The organism is Arthrobacter sp. SAFR-044 (genome assembly GCF_051965175.1).
Classification (GTDB): Bacteria; Actinomycetota; Actinomycetes; order Actinomycetales; family Micrococcaceae; genus Arthrobacter.
In genome coordinates, this window is the sequence record NZ_JBQCMK010000001.1 from 173,635 (window position 1) to 188,929 (window position 15,295).

Annotated in this window: 18 protein-coding genes; 9 read left to right on the top strand and 9 right to left on the bottom strand. The window is 66.6% G+C overall.

Features of this window, described 5'->3' with window-relative positions; genetic code table 11:
- Positions 1 to 15 precede the first annotated feature (15 nt).
- The 3 genes from ACTHQS_RS00730 to ACTHQS_RS00740 form a co-directional block, all read right to left on the bottom strand.
- On the bottom strand, positions 16 to 714 hold the full coding sequence (locus ACTHQS_RS00730; protein ID WP_440165188.1) for a response regulator: 699 nt from the start codon (positions 712 to 714) through the stop codon (positions 16 to 18).
- A gap of 89 nt (positions 715 to 803) precedes the next feature.
- On the bottom strand, positions 804 to 1,127 hold the full coding sequence (locus ACTHQS_RS00735) for a hypothetical protein (RefSeq protein ID WP_440165189.1): 324 nt from the start codon (positions 1,125 to 1,127) through the stop codon (positions 804 to 806).
- 22 nt (positions 1,128 to 1,149) lie between these two features.
- A complete protein-coding gene (locus ACTHQS_RS00740; protein ID WP_440165191.1) occupies positions 1,150 to 1,689 on the bottom strand; it encodes a hypothetical protein in 540 nt (179 codons plus the stop codon).
- Positions 1,690 to 1,988: 299 nt separating this feature from the next.
- On the opposite strand from ACTHQS_RS00740, the gene ACTHQS_RS00745 reads away from it, so the two are divergent.
- Positions 1,989 to 2,690 carry a hypothetical protein gene (locus ACTHQS_RS00745; protein ID WP_440165193.1) on the top strand — a complete coding sequence of 234 codons (702 nt, stop codon included), beginning with the start codon at positions 1,989 to 1,991 and terminating at the stop codon, positions 2,688 to 2,690.
- 97 nt (positions 2,691 to 2,787) lie between these two features.
- On the opposite strand, the gene ACTHQS_RS00750 is transcribed toward ACTHQS_RS00745, so the two are convergent.
- Both ACTHQS_RS00750 and ACTHQS_RS00755 read right to left on the bottom strand, forming a co-directional pair.
- Positions 2,788 to 3,870, bottom strand: a complete 1,083-nt coding sequence (locus ACTHQS_RS00750; protein WP_440165195.1) for a tellurite resistance/C4-dicarboxylate transporter family protein — start codon at positions 3,868 to 3,870, stop codon at positions 2,788 to 2,790.
- A gap of 97 nt (positions 3,871 to 3,967) precedes the next feature.
- Positions 3,968 to 4,378, bottom strand: coding sequence for a TfoX/Sxy family protein (locus ACTHQS_RS00755; RefSeq protein ID WP_440165197.1), 411 nt, complete (start codon positions 4,376 to 4,378; stop codon positions 3,968 to 3,970).
- A gap of 233 nt (positions 4,379 to 4,611) precedes the next feature.
- Here ACTHQS_RS00755 and ACTHQS_RS00760 point away from each other — a divergent pair, with 233 nt between their 5' ends.
- The 6 genes from ACTHQS_RS00760 (at position 4,612) to ACTHQS_RS00785 (ending at position 8,842) form a co-directional block, all read left to right on the top strand.
- Positions 4,612 to 5,100: a hypothetical protein gene (locus ACTHQS_RS00760; protein WP_440165199.1), complete on the top strand. Its 489-nt coding sequence runs from the start codon at positions 4,612 to 4,614 to the stop codon at positions 5,098 to 5,100.
- Positions 5,101 to 5,110: 10 nt separating this feature from the next.
- A complete protein-coding gene (locus ACTHQS_RS00765) occupies positions 5,111 to 6,340 on the top strand; it encodes an Nramp family divalent metal transporter (protein ID WP_440165200.1) in 1,230 nt (409 codons plus the stop codon).
- A complete protein-coding gene (locus ACTHQS_RS00770; protein ID WP_440165202.1) occupies positions 6,337 to 6,747 on the top strand; it encodes a hypothetical protein in 411 nt (136 codons plus the stop codon). Before ACTHQS_RS00765 ends, ACTHQS_RS00770 begins: the two co-directional genes overlap by 4 nt.
- Positions 6,734 to 7,081, top strand: coding sequence for a PRC-barrel domain-containing protein (locus ACTHQS_RS00775; RefSeq protein ID WP_440165203.1), 348 nt, complete (start codon positions 6,734 to 6,736; stop codon positions 7,079 to 7,081). The genes ACTHQS_RS00770 and ACTHQS_RS00775 overlap by 14 nt, the downstream gene beginning before the upstream one ends.
- Positions 7,082 to 7,284: 203 nt before the next feature.
- Positions 7,285 to 7,488, top strand: a complete 204-nt coding sequence (locus ACTHQS_RS00780) for a cold-shock protein (protein ID WP_015936345.1) — start codon at positions 7,285 to 7,287, stop codon at positions 7,486 to 7,488.
- Positions 7,489 to 7,888: 400 nt separating this feature from the next.
- Entirely contained in the window at positions 7,889 to 8,842 is a 954-nt protein-coding gene (locus tag ACTHQS_RS00785; protein WP_440165205.1) for a plastocyanin/azurin family copper-binding protein, read from the top strand.
- 75 nt (positions 8,843 to 8,917) lie between these two features.
- Here the strand turns inward: ACTHQS_RS00785 and ACTHQS_RS00790 are convergent, their stop codons facing one another.
- Both ACTHQS_RS00790 and ACTHQS_RS00795 read right to left on the bottom strand, forming a co-directional pair.
- Entirely contained in the window at positions 8,918 to 9,529 is a 612-nt protein-coding gene (locus tag ACTHQS_RS00790) for a gluconokinase (RefSeq protein WP_440165207.1), read from the bottom strand.
- Positions 9,529 to 10,935 carry a GntT/GntP/DsdX family permease gene (locus ACTHQS_RS00795; RefSeq protein WP_440165208.1) on the bottom strand — a complete coding sequence of 469 codons (1,407 nt, stop codon included), beginning with the start codon at positions 10,933 to 10,935 and terminating at the stop codon, positions 9,529 to 9,531. The genes ACTHQS_RS00790 and ACTHQS_RS00795 overlap by 1 nt, the downstream gene beginning before the upstream one ends.
- Positions 10,936 to 11,184: 249 nt before the next feature.
- On the opposite strand from ACTHQS_RS00795, the gene ACTHQS_RS00800 reads away from it, so the two are divergent.
- Complete coding sequence (locus ACTHQS_RS00800) at positions 11,185 to 12,009, top strand: SDR family NAD(P)-dependent oxidoreductase (protein ID WP_440165210.1); 825 nt, start codon at positions 11,185 to 11,187, stop codon at positions 12,007 to 12,009.
- A 2-nt stretch (positions 12,010 to 12,011) separates the two neighbouring features.
- On the opposite strand, the gene ACTHQS_RS00805 is transcribed toward ACTHQS_RS00800, so the two are convergent.
- On the bottom strand, positions 12,012 to 12,788 hold the full coding sequence (locus ACTHQS_RS00805) for a hypothetical protein (RefSeq protein WP_440165212.1): 777 nt from the start codon (positions 12,786 to 12,788) through the stop codon (positions 12,012 to 12,014).
- Between the two features lie 165 nt (positions 12,789 to 12,953).
- Positions 12,954 to 14,366 (bottom strand): PLP-dependent aminotransferase family protein, encoded by a 1,413-nt coding sequence (locus ACTHQS_RS00810; protein ID WP_440165214.1) that lies wholly within the window; start codon positions 14,364 to 14,366, stop codon positions 12,954 to 12,956.
- On the opposite strand from ACTHQS_RS00810, the gene ACTHQS_RS00815 reads away from it, so the two are divergent.
- Entirely contained in the window at positions 14,365 to 15,291 is a 927-nt protein-coding gene (locus tag ACTHQS_RS00815) for a DMT family transporter (protein ID WP_440165215.1), read from the top strand. The two genes, ACTHQS_RS00810 and ACTHQS_RS00815, sit on opposite strands and share 2 nt — an antisense overlap.
- Positions 15,292 to 15,295: the final 4 nt, after the last annotated feature.

Consider the following 15,295-nt stretch of genomic DNA (forward strand, 5'->3'; position numbering starts at 1 on the left):
TTTCACGGCGATGGGTCAGGAATTGGGTGCATGCAACAATTCCCACGCCCGTGGGATCGGCGCGGGGATCAGGTGACCCCGACGGCGGAAACCCAGTTTATGGAGCACGGAGGACACGTTGGCGGCAACGTCGGCTTCAGGCAGCGCCATCTCCTGCCCGATTTGCGGGTTGGTCAGTCCGCGTGCCATGAGGGCGAGCACGTTCCGCTCGGTCCGTGTCATGGCCTTCAGCCAGGGGGCAGAAGCTGTTGCGTAGAGGCTCTCGGCCACCCGTTCCCTGACGGCAGGGCTCATCGGTGGAATGCCCGCCGCCGTGTTGCGGATGCAGTTGATCAGTGCGTCGTTGTCTCCGAGCCGCTTGAGCACATACCCTGAAGCGCCTGCCAGGACCGCTGCCCGTACGGCGTGCTGCTCGTCCCAGCCGGTGAGGATCAGGCAACGCACCTCAGGGGCAGTGGAACGCAGGTCACGGCACACTTCGATGCCCGTGCCGTCCGGCAGCCTGTCGTCCAGTATTACGATGTCCGGCTGCAGGATGTGGATCAGCCGGCGCGCTTCTGCAGCCGACCCGCTTTCGCCGACCACGTCGAAGCCAACGTGCTCCAGAAGGTCGCCAAGGCCCCTTCGGACCATCTCGTGGTCGTTGAGGATGAAGACCCGGATGGGCAGGGCGGGAGACCAAAAATCATCTCGAATTTCTGTAGGTGTGTTCATGAAGACGCTCTCATCGGCTCGACGCCCTCCCCGACTGCCCTTTCCCTGCAGCCGCCCCTCCGGAAGGAACCTCATTAAAACATTGGCACTTACGGCCATTCAATTCCCAGCGCGCTGCCGGCATAGGCCGGAATCTCCCGGGGGACGCTGCAGACGGCGCAGATGGTGCTGTGTTCCGGCCCCTTCACCCATTGATGGGACTCCTCCAGCCGGTATTCGTACCGGCCCCCGAGCTTCTGGAGCCGGTTCAGGGCCACACTGGCAGTTTCCCAGGAGCCCCAGCGGCCCACCACCCCGCCGCTCGCGTTGGAAATGACATTGCACCCGCCCTGACCGAGTTCGGCGCTGTGGTCCAGCCCGCCTGTCGGTTCGTTGCCGGCGTGAACTGCCTTGTACTCGTCAATGGTTGCCATGTTCCTGTCTCCCTGCCCCGGCTTAGGCAGCCTGCTGCTGCGGACGGGCGAGGAATACCTCCAGCGACTGAAGCGTCACGACTGCGTCGTGGAAGGCCGGGTTGCGGTGCGGATGCAGGCGGCGCAGCAGGCCCCCGTTGTATTGGAGACGGCGGCGTGCGGTGCTGACGGCACGGACGGTGTGGTCAAGGTCTTCCGGGCGGCGCGGCAGGGCGTTGTTCATGCACTGGATCGACGCAAGGGCGACGGCCAGGACGTTGGCGTCCAACTGCTGGCCCGCTGCCCGGTGCCGCCGCAGCTGGGAGGCTAAACCGTCCCAAATGTCCCGCGCTGCGGTCCGTGCCACTTCTGTCCGGGCCGCGTTTGCGGACAACCCCCGGTCCAGGAACTCCTTGTAAAGGGGGTCGAACCGACCCGCCAGCTCTTCTGCTTTCTCCACAGCGTCACCGGTCGGAGCTGATTCCGGGCTGAAATTGGACGGGTGGAGGAGCATCGCCCGTCGGCGCGCTGCTTCCGCCTGTGACAGGGGAGGGGGACGGAAGGTGAGGATGTCAGCGGACATGCCGGTCCTTTCATAATCCAGCCAGCGGGCATCCTGGCGGTGCCTCCGGCGGAAAGTCACTGGGGTTCAACATGGAAAGCCGCTCCAGCCTCGCAATGTGAGGACCCGGAAGTGCCTTTACAAGGATGCCCAGCGTCCCGGGCACGGCTGTAGGGCTGAAGGTCCCGTCCTCAAAGAGGGCTCCCAGCGATCACGGGTGCCGGGCGGGGGCTTTGTGCCCTGTTTCGGGTTCCGGCGCCGCCCTAGCCTGAAATAGGCAGCGCGGTGTACGGCCGCCTGCCGGATCCGGGAGGCACACGGTGAAATCGGCAAACGCAAGCATCATCGCAGGCGTGATCCTCATAACGCTGGGCGGCCTGTTGCTCCTGGACCGGCTGGGCGGAATGGACACAGCTGCGTTCGTGGCCCCGCTGATTTTCGCGGCCGTGGGGGTTTTGTTCCTGTCCCTGTTCGTCCGCCGCCGGGAGAACTGGTGGGCGGCCATCCCGGGCTCCGTGTTCCTGGGCCTCGCAGCGGTTATCACCACTACCCAGCTCACAGGGGGTGCCTGGGGTGCGGCTTTCCTGTTCCTTTTCATGGGCGCCGGGTTCGGGGCCGTGTTCGTTCGGGAACCGGGCAATTGGTGGGCCCTGATTCCGTCCGGTGTCATGTTCACGCTGGCGGTCATCGTGGCCCTCCCGCAGGAACTGCAGGGTACGCCCACTGCGGCCGTCCTCTTCCTGGGCCTGGCGGCCACCTTCGGGGTGCTGTCCCTGGTCCCGGTCCGCGCTGAAGACAAGGGCGGCCACGCGGAACGGATGAAATGGCCCCTGATCCCGGCCGGTATCCTCACGGTCATGGGACTGATCTTCGTCCTCCAGGCAACGGCGGTGCTCATCCCCATCGACTTCGCGTTCCCCGCGGTCATGATCCTGGCGGGGCTCGCCCTGGTGGTGTACGCCTACCTGGCCCACCGCGACGGACGGCAGAAGGCTCACGGCCCCGGCCCGCGGGCAGGGTGAGCTCGGCAGGGTGAGCCGGGCGGGTTCAGGGGGCAGGTTGAGGCCGCCGGCCCCGCGAAATGGCACTACCCAGCAGTCCCACACGCCGATACTGCCGTTAACTGCCAGGTCGCGGCAAGGATGGGGCGAGCAGCGTGGCCCACAGGTGCCAGAGCATCGCGGCGAGGGTCGCGAGGAATGCCGCAACCGCCAGCCACAGCTCGGCGCGGCCGATCGCTGCCACCAGGGGCAACTGGTCGGCGCGGCCAAGGTAGATCCCGGCCAAGGCGTACATGCCGAGGGGGAAGATGACGCTCCACAGTCCCGGCTCATAGGACAGCGGTACCCGGTGGACCACGTGCCGCCACCAGCCGGCGGCGAGGAGCACCGGGAAGAGCCACGAGGCGAAGGACCAGAACACCACGGACGCGCCGGCCACCAGCCCGCGCGTGGCATCCACCATGGGGGCGCCCGCCATTTCCACGATCCGGGCCCCCGCCAGGACGCTGATGGCCATGGCACCCATGGCCACGAAGTACTGCGGGCGGAGGTCCTGCGGCCGGATGGGGTAGGTCATGAGCCGCAGTGAGACGAAGATCCCCACGGCGGCGTAGAGGATGAGCCCCACCGACCAGGCGACGACGGCGACGAGCGCCAGGGCCGCGCGCCAGTCCGGTCCGGCGAGGGGCTCGATCGACGCGGCCGCAACAGCCACAGACTGGCTGGCCACGCACCAGATGAACCATGAACCGTTGGCATCCTTGACCACGGGCCGCTCTGACCGTCCCAGCACGGCCGTCCATGGCACGACGTAGCCGAGCACCACCCAGGCAAGCACCGCGACGGCAAGAAGCACCGCCGTCGTGCCGTGCCATCCCGCCATGCCAAGGCGCGTCCCCAGCACGTTTGTTCCGGCGATAAAGGTGAAGAAGCCGAAGGCGCGCCCGGGATCCATGAAGTCACCGCGCATGTCGGCGCCGAACCTGGCCAGGCGGAGCAGGCTGAGCACCAGAATCAGGATGTAGGAGAGCGCGCACACCACCAGCAGCGCCACGGACAGGGCGTGGAAGCCCTCAAGCTCGAGCCCCACGGAGATGATGCCGCTGGCCATGGTGAGCGCGAAGTAGCCGGGGGTAAGCGTCCGTATCGCCTGGCTGGCGCGGGAGCCGAAGGAGTTCCGGGCGTCAGTGGCGGTGTCCATGGCACCAAGCTTAGGACTGCGGGGGCAGCAGGAAGGACGTTGCCGGGGAGGAGGATCACCCGATACGGTTCCATCCCACCGCACTCCCTGGCATGCGTCAGCCGCGCGCCTGCAGATCGGCTTTGGTGGCCCGCTTGGGCTGCTTAGGCTCTTTAGCCGCTTTGGGCGGCAGCGAGGCGACGTACGCCAGCGCTTTCTCCGCCCACGCCCGCGCCCGGGTGTCGTCGCCGTCGCCCTCTTCATTCCACACTTCCGGCAGGCCGGTGTAGCCACCCATGGGCCTGTCTGCCGGCCCGAACGGGACGGTCCGCTCGGACGACTCCAGCAACTCCCTGTCCTCCCGGGAGAGCTTTACTCCAATGGTGGACCCGAACAATCCGGCGAACATATTGCCGTTAACGAAGGCGCCCAGGTTGCCGAACATCGGCTTGACCACAACGCCGGGATGGCTGGGGACCACGCGGCGGAACCGCTCCTTGTCTTCCTCGCTGGCCTTGGGCATCTCCATGCCTTCATCTCCCGGTGGCAGGTTTTCCGCAGGATCTGGATGCAGGATATGCCGGTTGGCTGCCGCCGTCGAGGGCTGGCCGCCACCCTGGCGCAGCGGGCAAGAATTCCGCCCCTGAACAGGTCAAACTTCCCGCGCTGGTGCTATACCTGACCATAGGCAACTACTTGTGGCTGCCGTGGGAAGGGCGGATTCCGAGGGGCCGGGGCGTCCCCGGAGGGTTGGAGGCAAGGGTGCTGATAACTGCAGCCCACGCCCGGCCCACCGTACGCGGCGCACGGTCCCGCCGCGGGCTCGCGGGTGGACTGGCGCTCGTGGCGCTCGCCGTCCTCACCGGCTGCAGTGGCGGCACCAGCCAGTCGGTGTCCACGGCAGTGAAGGACAGCTCCTCCGCCGTCGCCACCGCCCGGCTTGCCCTCCGCCAGGACATGGACGGCAAGCTGACACGGGCCGCTGCCTCCACCACGCTTGATGATGAGCTCAAGGAGGTCCAGACCAGCCGGAGCACCGTCCTGAAGCTCTCCCCGGCCACCCAGGAGGACCGCGAGACCCAGAAGCAGGCACTGGACGTGCTGGACCAGTGCGCCGCCGGGTTCGCCACGGCGCGCGCCGCGTTGGCAGCGAACGACGGCGGCACCCCCTCCCTGGAGGACGGCGACAAGGTGCTCGCCGGCGCGCAGGACGCCCTGAGGCAGCTCGAAGACAAGGTGGGTTCCCAATGAAGGCTGAGCAGTGAAGCGCCTCCTCGGCGTCGCGCTTGGCATCCTCACTGCCATCGGCGGGTTCGTTGACATCGGGGACCTGGTGACCAACGCCGTCGTCGGGTCCCGCTTTGGCCTGTCCCTGGTGTGGGTCGTGGCCGTCGGCGTCGTGGGGATCTGCCTGTTCGCCAACATGTCCGGCCGGGTGGCAGCAGTGTCCGGCCGCGCCACGTTCGAGGTCATCCGCGAACGGCTGGGGCCGCGGGTCGGGCTGGCCAACCTCTCGGCGTCGTTCCTGATCAACCTCATGACCGTGACGGCGGAGATCGGCGGCGTCGCCCTGGCCCTGCAGTTGGCCAGCAGTGTGTACTACCTGCTGTGGATTCCCGTGGCCGCAGTGGCGGTGTGGCTGGTGATCTGGCGGGTCCGGTTCTCCATCATGGAAAACGTCACCGGCCTGCTGGGGCTGACCCTGATCATCTTCGCGGTGGCACTGTTCCTGCTCAAGCCGGACTGGGGCTCCCTGGCGGGACAGGTCCTGCAGCCCGCGGTGCCGCAGCAGGAGACGGTGTGGACGTACAGCTACTACGCGATTGCCCTGTTTGGCGCGGCCATGACTCCATACGAGGTGTTCTTCTTCTCCTCCGGAGCGGTGGAGGAGGGGTGGAGCGTCAAGGACCTGGCCCAGTCGCGGATCAATGTCCTGGTCGGTTTCCCGCTGGGCGGCCTGCTGTCCGTTTCCATCGCGGCCTGCGCCACCATCGTCCTCTTGCCCGCCGGCATCTCGGTGACCTCCCTGTCCCAGGTGATACTGCCCGTCGCCGAGGGAGCCGGAAAGCTTGGCCTGGCGTTCGTCCTGGTGGGGATCGTGGCGGCAACCTTCGGTGCTGCCCTGGAAACCACCCTCTCCAGCGGGTACACGCTGGCCCAGTTTTTCGGCTGGTCCTGGGGCAAGTTCCGCCGCCCTGCGGAAGCCGCCCGCTTCCACCTGTCCATGATTGTGTGCCTGCTGGTCGGAATCGCGGTGCTGGCCACCGGCGTGGACCCCGTCCTGGTCACCGAGTACTCGGTGGTGTTCTCCGCGATCGCCCTGCCCCTGACCTACCTGCCCATCCTCATCGTGGCCAACGATCCCCAATACATGCGCGAGCACGTGAACGGGCGGGTAGTCAACGCGCTGGGCATGGTTTACCTGGTGATCATCCTCGTCGCCTCCATCGCTGCCATCCCCCTCATGATCGCCACAGGAGCAGGCTCATGACTTCACCGCACGCCCCGCTGCCTCCGGCCCCACACGTGGTGGGGCGCATCCTGGACGCCCAGCTGCACCTGCTGGACCGGCAGGTGTTGGATCACGACGGCGTCCCGGTCACCACCGTGGACGACCTCGAGGTGAGCGGGCCTGCTTTGGACGTGGAGATCGCCCCGGGGACCCCGGCGCCGGCGATTACCGCACTGCTGACGGGGTCGGTGCTGGGGACGCGCATCTTTGGCGGCAGGCCGCCGTCGTCCCGGCTGATCCGCATTCCGTGGAAGGACGTGGCGGAGGTGGGCGTGGTGGTGCGGTTGGGCGTCAGCGGGGAGCCGCTGGACGCGAGCTGGGTGGAGCGGTGGGTCCGGGACAAGATTATTGCGCGCATCCCGGGAGGCCGCCATGATCCTCGGTGACCTGCTGGGCACGCCCGTCCATGATGCCGACGGCGGCAGGCTGGGCCGCGTGGCCGACGTCCGGTTCGTGCTTGACGGCACCCCGCACCAGCTGATGGCGGAGCCGCGCCTGCTGGGGCTGGTCATCGGCCCGCACAGTACAGCCTCCTTCATGGGCTACGAACGGAACGGCCTGGCTCATCCATGGCTGGTGGCGCGGGTCCTCCGCTGGCGGCACCGCGGATCCTTCCTGGTGCTGTGGGAGGACGTCGCCGTGGTTGGTGCAAGCTCCGTCCGGCTCCGCCCGGGTTTCACCCGCTACAGCACTGCTCTGCAGGACGCCGTGAAGGGGTAGGACGGGGTTGAACAGGCACGCAATTAGGCACGCGCCAAATCTCCTGTAATGTAGATCCTGTTGTTGTGTTTATGCAGTTGGTAGTTCAGGCAGTACGCGCGGTCGAAAGTCCGTGTTCTTCTGAAGTAGCGGTTTTTGAACACCCCACGCCGGAGGGCCCGAAAGTCGGGACGTTCCCTCCACCTTCACGAAGGACAAAAATAATGGCTACTGGTACCGTCAAATGGTTTAACGCTGAAAAGGGCTTCGGCTTCATCTCCCCGGACGACTCCTCGCAGGACGTTTTCGCGCACTACTCCGCGATCAACTCCTCCGGCTTCCGCTCCCTCGAAGAGAACCAGAAGGTTTCCTTCGACACCGAGCAGGGCCCCAAGGGTCCCCAGGCCACCAACATCCAGGCTCTCTAATTTCCTAGGACCCGGGACCGTTAGGTTTCCAAGCAGGGCTTGCCGTTGATCGGCAAGCCCTGCTTTTTGTTAACCAGGTCTTTCGTGGCCTGCTTCCCAGCCCGAATATTGCCTCCTCGACAAAGTTCAGTTGAAGGAGCAATCTGTTAGAGCGTACGTACGCAGCGTGCCAACCCCACGCCCACGGCGGCGTTTGGAAAACTCCAACCAGCGCGGCACCAGTTGGGGTGGTGCATGTCCGGCACGATGCTCGGCCGGCCCGGCTGCCTGCGCTTCCCGGCATCGGCAGCCGGCACTTTCACTCCGATAATCAGCGGCCGGTTCGGCCCCATGAGCAATGACTTGAATCGGCCACCTGTACACCGGCCTGTGGCCGGTTGCCGTTCAAGGAAGCATTGCTATGAAGAGTAATCGGGGAAGCAATTCCAGATTCAAGCTACTGGCATTTATTGTTGCATTCGCTGTTTCGCTCCTGGCCTCGATGGCCGCAGCCGGTCCCGCCTCCGCCGGCCAATCGCACCACCGGACGTGGCAGGTCCAGGTGGGCTCTGAGTCCCGAGACCAGGCAATCCAGGGCATGCAGTTCCTCCCCTCCGAGATTTTCATCAACGAGCACGACACCATCACGTGGGAGGCGAACTCAGCGGAGATCCATACAGTGACGTTCCTGGCGTCGGGCCAGCCGCTGGAGGAATTCAACCCGTTCAGCGACGATGAGTTGTTGAAGCGCGGAGGGGACAGCTACGACGGGCATTCGTACTACAACTCGGGCCTCCTGGCCAACGTGGACGTGCCCGGCTTCCCGGACGCCAGGAGTTACAGCCTGGCGTTCCCGCGCGAAGGTGACTTCACCTACTACTGCCTGGTCCACGGCATGGTGATGAAGGGGACGGTGCACGTCCGCGAGCAGGGGACCGACTATCCGTACAGCCAGGCCGACTATGACAAGTCATCGCGGGCCGAGGCGCGGTCGATCCTCCGGGACGGACGCGAGCTCACCCGCGACCTTGCGGACCAGGCCACCAGGCACATGGTGATCGCAGGCGGTGACGACGGCGTGGCCATGGTCATGCGCTTCGTGCGGCCCACCGTGACCGTGCATGTTGGCGAAACCGTCGTGTTCGCCAATACCGGTATGGGAGCTCCGCATACCGTCACGTTTGGCGACGAACCGGCGAACGTTTTCGCCCCGTCCGGCACGCCGTCGAATTTCACCGGGGGCAACCTCAACTCCGGAATTATCCCTCCGCAGGGGACATTTGAAGTGACGTTTAAGGCAACCGGAACCTTCGGGTACATCTGCGCACTCCATGACTACATGGGCATGGTGGGCAAGGTGAAGGTCGTCGACTGACGAATCCAATATGCCCGGCTGGAGCCGTTCGCACCAGCCGGGCACGCCGGCGACCGCCACCTGGGGCGGACAGGCCTAGGAATCGGCAGGGTCCCCCGGCTGGCCTGGCGCGGACGACCGGCCCGGGTGGGGGTGGCCCAGCGCGGTTGAACCGGAAGCCGGAGAGAGGCCAAGCCGGCTCACCACCTCGGCGGCTTCCTCGGCGGGAGTTCGTCCAACATCCACCACGATGGTGTTCTCATCCGGTCCCGGCGGTTCCAGGGTGGCGATCTGCGAATCCAGCAGGGACGCCGGCATGTAGTGGTCCATGCGCGCTGTCAGCCGGCGCCCTATCTGTTCCTTGGAACCCGACAGATGCACGAAAACGACGTTCTTTTCGCGGAGCCGGTCCCGGTAGATCTTCTTCAACGCGGAGCAGGTGATGATGCCGGGTATGCCAGCCATCGTGTGCTCGATGATCCACGACGCAATGGTGTCCAGCCACGGCCAGCGGTCATCGTCGGTCAGGGGAATTCCGGCAGCCATTTTTGCCACGTTTTCGGCCGGATGCAGGTCATCGCCTTCCTCCAGGTCCCAGCCGAGCTGGCCTGCAAGGATGCCCGCCACGGTGGACTTGCCTGAGCCGGACACGCCCATGATGACGAGCACCGGCTGCTGGACGGAATCAGGGGTCGGTGCGGCCTCCATCAGGGGATCACCACCGAGAGGACCATGACCAGCGCGAAACCGACCACGGAGATGAGGGTCTCCATAACTGACCAGGTTTTGAATGTCTGGCCCACAGTCAGGCCGAAGAGCTCCTTGACCAGCCAGAAGCCGGCATCGTTCACGTGGGAGAGGAACAATGAACCGGCGCCCACGGCGAGTACCAGCAGGCCAGCGTGCCCGGGGGAGAGGCTGGCCGCAAGCGGCGCAACGATGCCTGCCGCCGTCACCGTTGCCACGGTGGCTGAACCGGTGGCGAGCCTGATGGCGACCGCGATGAGGAAGCCCAGGACCAGGACGGAGATGTTGGCTCCGGTGGCCCACTTGGCGACCGCATCCCCGACTCCGGCTCCGATGAGGGTCTGCTTGAAGCCGCCGCCTGCACCCACGATCAGGATCACGGCCGCGATGGGCCCAACGGAGGCGCCGATCTTGGCGCCGATTTTGGTGCCGGTGAAGCCGACGGCATAACCGAACGTCACGAGGGCCAGCAGGACGGCCAGGGTCATGGCAACCAGCGGTTCACCGATGAAGTCAAAGAAGACGCGGGCCGCGCTCGGGTTCTTGGCGTTGGGGTCGACGATGTCCACCACGGCCTTGAGGAGCATCAGCACCACAGGGAAGACGATGGTCAGCAGGGTCACGAGGAATGTCGGCTGGCGCTTGACGTCGGGGTCGGCCTGGGTGTGTTCGGTATCGATGCCGCCAGCTACCTTCGGGGCATCCACGGGAACCCAGCGCGCAGCGTAGACGGCGAACAGCGGGCCGCAGATGATGACCGTGGGAATGGCGATCAGGAGCCCGAGGGCCAGGGTGATGCCCAACGGGGCGTTCAGGCTGGAGATGGCCACGAGGGGGCCGGGGTGCGGCGGGACCAGGCCGTGCAGGACGGAGAGGCCGGCAAGGGCCGGGATGGCTACGCGCATCAGTTTCCGGCCCGACCGCTGGGCCACCAGGACGATGACGGGCAGCAGCAGCACGAGGCCGATTTCGAAGAACATCGGCAAACCGATGATGACGGCGACCAGGGCCATGGCCCAGGGGAGGACCTTCGGGGAGACTTTGCCGAGCAGGGTGTCCACGACGCGGTTGGCGCCGCCGGAGTCTGCCAACAGTTTGCCCAGCATGGCACCGAGCGCGATCAGCAGGCCAACTTCTTTCAGCGTGCCCCCCACGCCGTCTTCGAAGTTGCTGATGACCTTCCCAAGTTCTACCCCGGAGGCGAGGCCTACGAACGCGGATCCGAGGACCAGCGACAGGAACGGGTGGAGCTTGAGTTTGACGATCAGGAGAACGATCAGCGCGATGCCGATGGCGGCGACGACGACCAGTTGCGTGTCGTGTCCGTTCCACGGCTCTGCTGCGGCGGGAAGGAGAAGGGATTGCATGAGGCTTCCTCGGTTGGAGTGCAACCGCCAACGGTGCTGGTGGCGGGCTGCAATAAGTATGACGTATGACACGGCAAAAGTGAATAAGTAGGACTTTTCGTTGTCACTGAAACGGCGCGCATGCACGAGGGGCGGCCGGGAACTGCGCCCGGGCAGCCTGTCGTTTGGCCGGGAACAGGGGGCGCCACGTCCTCGTTATGCCTTTTGCGTGCTAGCGTGCGCGGAGCGACTCCGACCAAAGGACACCCCTTGACTCCTCGAACCATCGTGATCACCGGCGCCAGCGACGGCATCGGAGCGGCAGCAGCACGGACGCTGGCCAAGGCTGGGGAACAGGTGGTCGTCGTCGGCCGTTCCGCTGAGAAGACCCGCGCCCTGGCCGGGGACATCGGCGCGGACCACTACCTGGCCGACTTCGCCGACCTTTCCCAGGTCCGGGACCTCGCGGAGAAACTGAAGGCAAACTACCCGCGCATCGATGTCCTGGCCAACAACGCCGGCGGGATCATGGGCAAGCGGACGCTCACCGTTGACGGCAACGAATCAACGTTCCAGGTCAACCACCTGGCGCCGTTCCTGCTCACCACCTTGCTGCTGGACACACTGACCGCCAGCAGCGCCAAGGTGATCAACACCTCCAGCGCCGCCAACAACTTCGGAAAGCTGGACCTCTTCGACCTCAACGCCGAGTACGGGTACAGCACCAACCGCGCCTACGGCACGGGAAAACTCGCCAACATCCTGTTCACCTCCGAGCTGCACCGCCGCTTCCATGACCAGGGGATTACGACGGCGGCCTTCCACCCCGGCGTGGTCCGCACCAACTTCGCCGCGGAGTCCGGGAGTCCGTGGCGGCACGCCTACACAACCCTGCTGAACCGCTTCATGCTCAGCCCGGACCAGGGTGCCGACACCATGCTCTGGCTCATCAACGGCACCGCGGGCACGGACTGGATCTCCGGGGCCTACTACGCCAAGCGCACCCTGGCCAAGGCCAATGCCCAGGCCTACGACGCCGGGCTGGCGCGCGGGCTGTGGGAGAAGAGCGAGGAGCTGGTGGCGGAGTTCGTCTAGTCCTACCGTTCGCAGCCCACGCCGTCGTGGTCCGCGTCCAACCCGTAGATGTCGCGGCCGATGACCTGGACGGGTCCGCGGACATAGGCGGGCCCGTTGCCGCTGCCGCCGGCGCAGTCCACATCGGAAGCGATCGGGACGCAGCCTGAGTAGTTCGGGTCGCAGCCCGGATTCGTCCCCGGCACGGGCTGGGCCGCCGGTGCGGGAGGCGCGGCCTTGGCGGCTGCTTCCGCTGCTGCTTTTGCAGCGGCCGCATCCTGGGCCGCCTTCGTTTCGGCGGCTTGCCGCGCTGCAGCCTCTGCAGCCGCTTGGTCCGCGGCATCCTTGTCGGCTGCAGCCTTTTCGGCAGCAGCCTTCTCTGCCGCCGCTTTTGCCGCAGCCGCCTGCTCGGCTGCGGCCTTGTCGGCGGCCGCTTTCGCGGCGGCGGCCGCAGCCAGTTTGTCGTTGACACGCTTGGACACTGAGGCCTCAAGCCACACCAGCCTGCCTGACTCGTCCTTGGTGCACACATAGCTGCTTCCGGCAGAGACCTGCCGGGCGTCAATGGTCGTGCACGGCGTGTCCGCGATGGGCTTCGCGGTAGGAGTGGCCGTGGCGGCTTCACTGGCGGGGCCGGCAGCAACGGACAGCGAAGCCTGGGTGGAGCAGCCGGTTAGCAGGAGGACGACGGCGGCCGCGGCCCCCGCGCGCAATATCGCCTGCCGGGGGCCTGCCGCAGTGGGAATGTCTTCCCTGCGGTGTGCGCGAAGAGGCACGGGAAAGTTACGAGTGGCAGGCATGGATCCCCCAATGGCGCGTGCTGGATGCGGATGGCACGGCCAGCGTAGCTTCGTCCACAGGCCGAGAACGGATTAAGCGCCAATCTTGAGTCATTAACGGCAAAAGCGCTGCCGGCTCCTGGACGACTGCCGGTGCAAGGCAGACCGGTTGGGGCCCTGGGCTTCCTATCCGCTGTTGCGCGCCAGCGCCTCACCGATAATGCGGGCCCCTTCCGGGTAGGCGCCGGGGTTCGGTCCTGAGTAGTTGAGGCGGATGAACGCGCCGGCGGGCTCGGCCGGAAACCACTCGGTGCCGGCGGCGATGACCACCCCGGCGTCCCCGCAGTCACGCACCAGCCGTGGAAGGTCCGTGGTGTCCGGGAGGCGCACCCACAGGTTGAGCCCGCCCTTGGGCAGGCTGTCGAGGTGTGCCAGCGGGACGTGCTCGCGGATGCTGGTGGCCAGCAGGTCGCGGCGGGACTGCAGTTGCTGGCGGAGGCTGCGCAGGTGGGTCTGCCACCCGGGCTGCGTCACCACGTCCAGTGCTGCAGCCTGCAGGAGTCCGCTGACATACATCGACTCAGCGGCGCGGTGGCCCAGGATGCGTTCCCGCGCCGGTCCGCGGACAATAACGGCGGCAACGCGGATGGCCGTGGAAACGCTCTTGGTCAACGACCTGATGTAGACCACGTGCCCGGAATCATCCCGTGTGGCCAACGGGACGGGGGTCGAGGTGATGCCGAAATCGTGGGCCCAGTCGTCCTCTACCAGGAAGGCGCCGTGCCGGCGGGCAACGTCGAGGATCTCGGCGCCCCGGCCTGCCGTCCACTGCACCCCGGTGGGATTCGAATAGTTCGGCTGGACGTAGAACGCCCGGGCTCCGGTCTCGGCGAAGGCCCGGTCCACGTCGGCGGGGTCCGGGCCGTCCGGCCCCGTGGGCACAGGCACCACCCGCACCCCGGTCTGGGCGGCGGCCAGGATAGCCCCCCAGTACGACGGCGACTCCATAAGCAGCGGCTGCCCCGCGCCCACCAGGGCACGGAAGATGGAGCTGAGCCCGCTTTGGCTGCCCGGCAGGACGATCACGTCATTCGGTGTCGGCGGCGTAATTCCCGCGGGGGTCGCCGATCCCAGTTCCTGGGCGAACCATTGCTGCAGTTCGGGCATGCCGGCCGCCGGCGGCCGCGACAGGGCCGCGTCCCCGCGGGCGGCGCGGGCCAGGGCGGCACGGACCAGCCGCTCTGGCAGCAGCTCGCGGTCCGGGTAGCCGGAGTGGAACCAGATGGCGTCGCTGGGGACATTTCGCATGGTGCCCGACAACGACGGCAGCGGAGACGACGGCGACCGCAGGGCTGCCGTTTGCCAGCCATAGTCCAACGGGCGTGCGGTGCGGACGGCCCGGACAAATGTTCCGACGCCGGGCCGGCTTTCGATCAGGCCCTGCGAGGCCAGCGCCTGCAGGGCCTTCTGGACCGTCACCGGGCTCGCCGAGTACTCGGCCACCAGCGAGCGGGTCGACGGCAGTTTGGCTCCGGGCGCAGCTCCGGCGACCCAATGGCGCAATGCCGCAACGATCCGTGAACTGCTATCGTTGTTCATGAAAGAACATAGTAGCGCTACTGTCCTGAATCGCCCAGTGATACTGCCGCGAAAGGTGACTGGAATCTGGTGGGGGCTGCTCGGCGTCGCTGCCTTCTCCTTCACCGTTCCCTTCACCCGAGTGGCCGTCGCCGGGATTCCACCGCTGTTCATCGGTTCCGGCCGGGCCGTGGTGGCCGCTGTCCTTGCCGCCGCAGCGCTCGCCATCACCCGCCAGCGGCTGCCGCATCCAGGCACCTGGCTGCGCCTTTCGCTCGTGGCAGGTGGCGTCGTCGCCGGCTTTCCGCTGCTCACCTCCTACGCGCTGACCGCCGTCCCGGCAGGGCACGGCGCGGTAGTCATTGCCCTCCTGCCGGCAGCCACTGCCACGGTGGTGGTCCTGCGCACCGGCGAACGGCCCCGATTCTCTTTTTGGGTGGTGATGGTGCTTGGCTCGCTGGCAGCCGTTTGCTTCGCGTTCCTGCAGTCCGGCGGAGTGGGGCACCTGCAGTGGGCGGACCTCCTGCTGCTCGGCGCCGTGGCCTGCGCCGCCGTCGGATACGCGGAAGGCGGCATGCTGGCCCGCGAACTTGGCTCCTGGCAGACCATCGCGTGGGCGCTGGTCCTTGCCGCGCCGGCCATGCTGGTCCTGGCAGTGCTCTCCGTCCTGAACCAGCCGCCGTCGGCCACTCCCGTCCAGTGGGCTGCCTTCGGCTACCTCGCCGTGGTCAGCATGTTCCTGGGCTTCTTTGCCTGGTACCGCGGCCTGGCCCTGGGTCCCATGGCGCAGGTGAGCCAGATCCAACTGCTGCAGCCGGTGCTGAGCCTCGTCTGGGCAGCGCTTCTGCTGGGCGAAACACTCACCTGGACCACCGCCATCGGCGCCCTTGCCGTCATCCTCTTCGCCGCCGCGGCCGTCCGCGTCCGGCTCACGCCAGCCGCCTGAACCA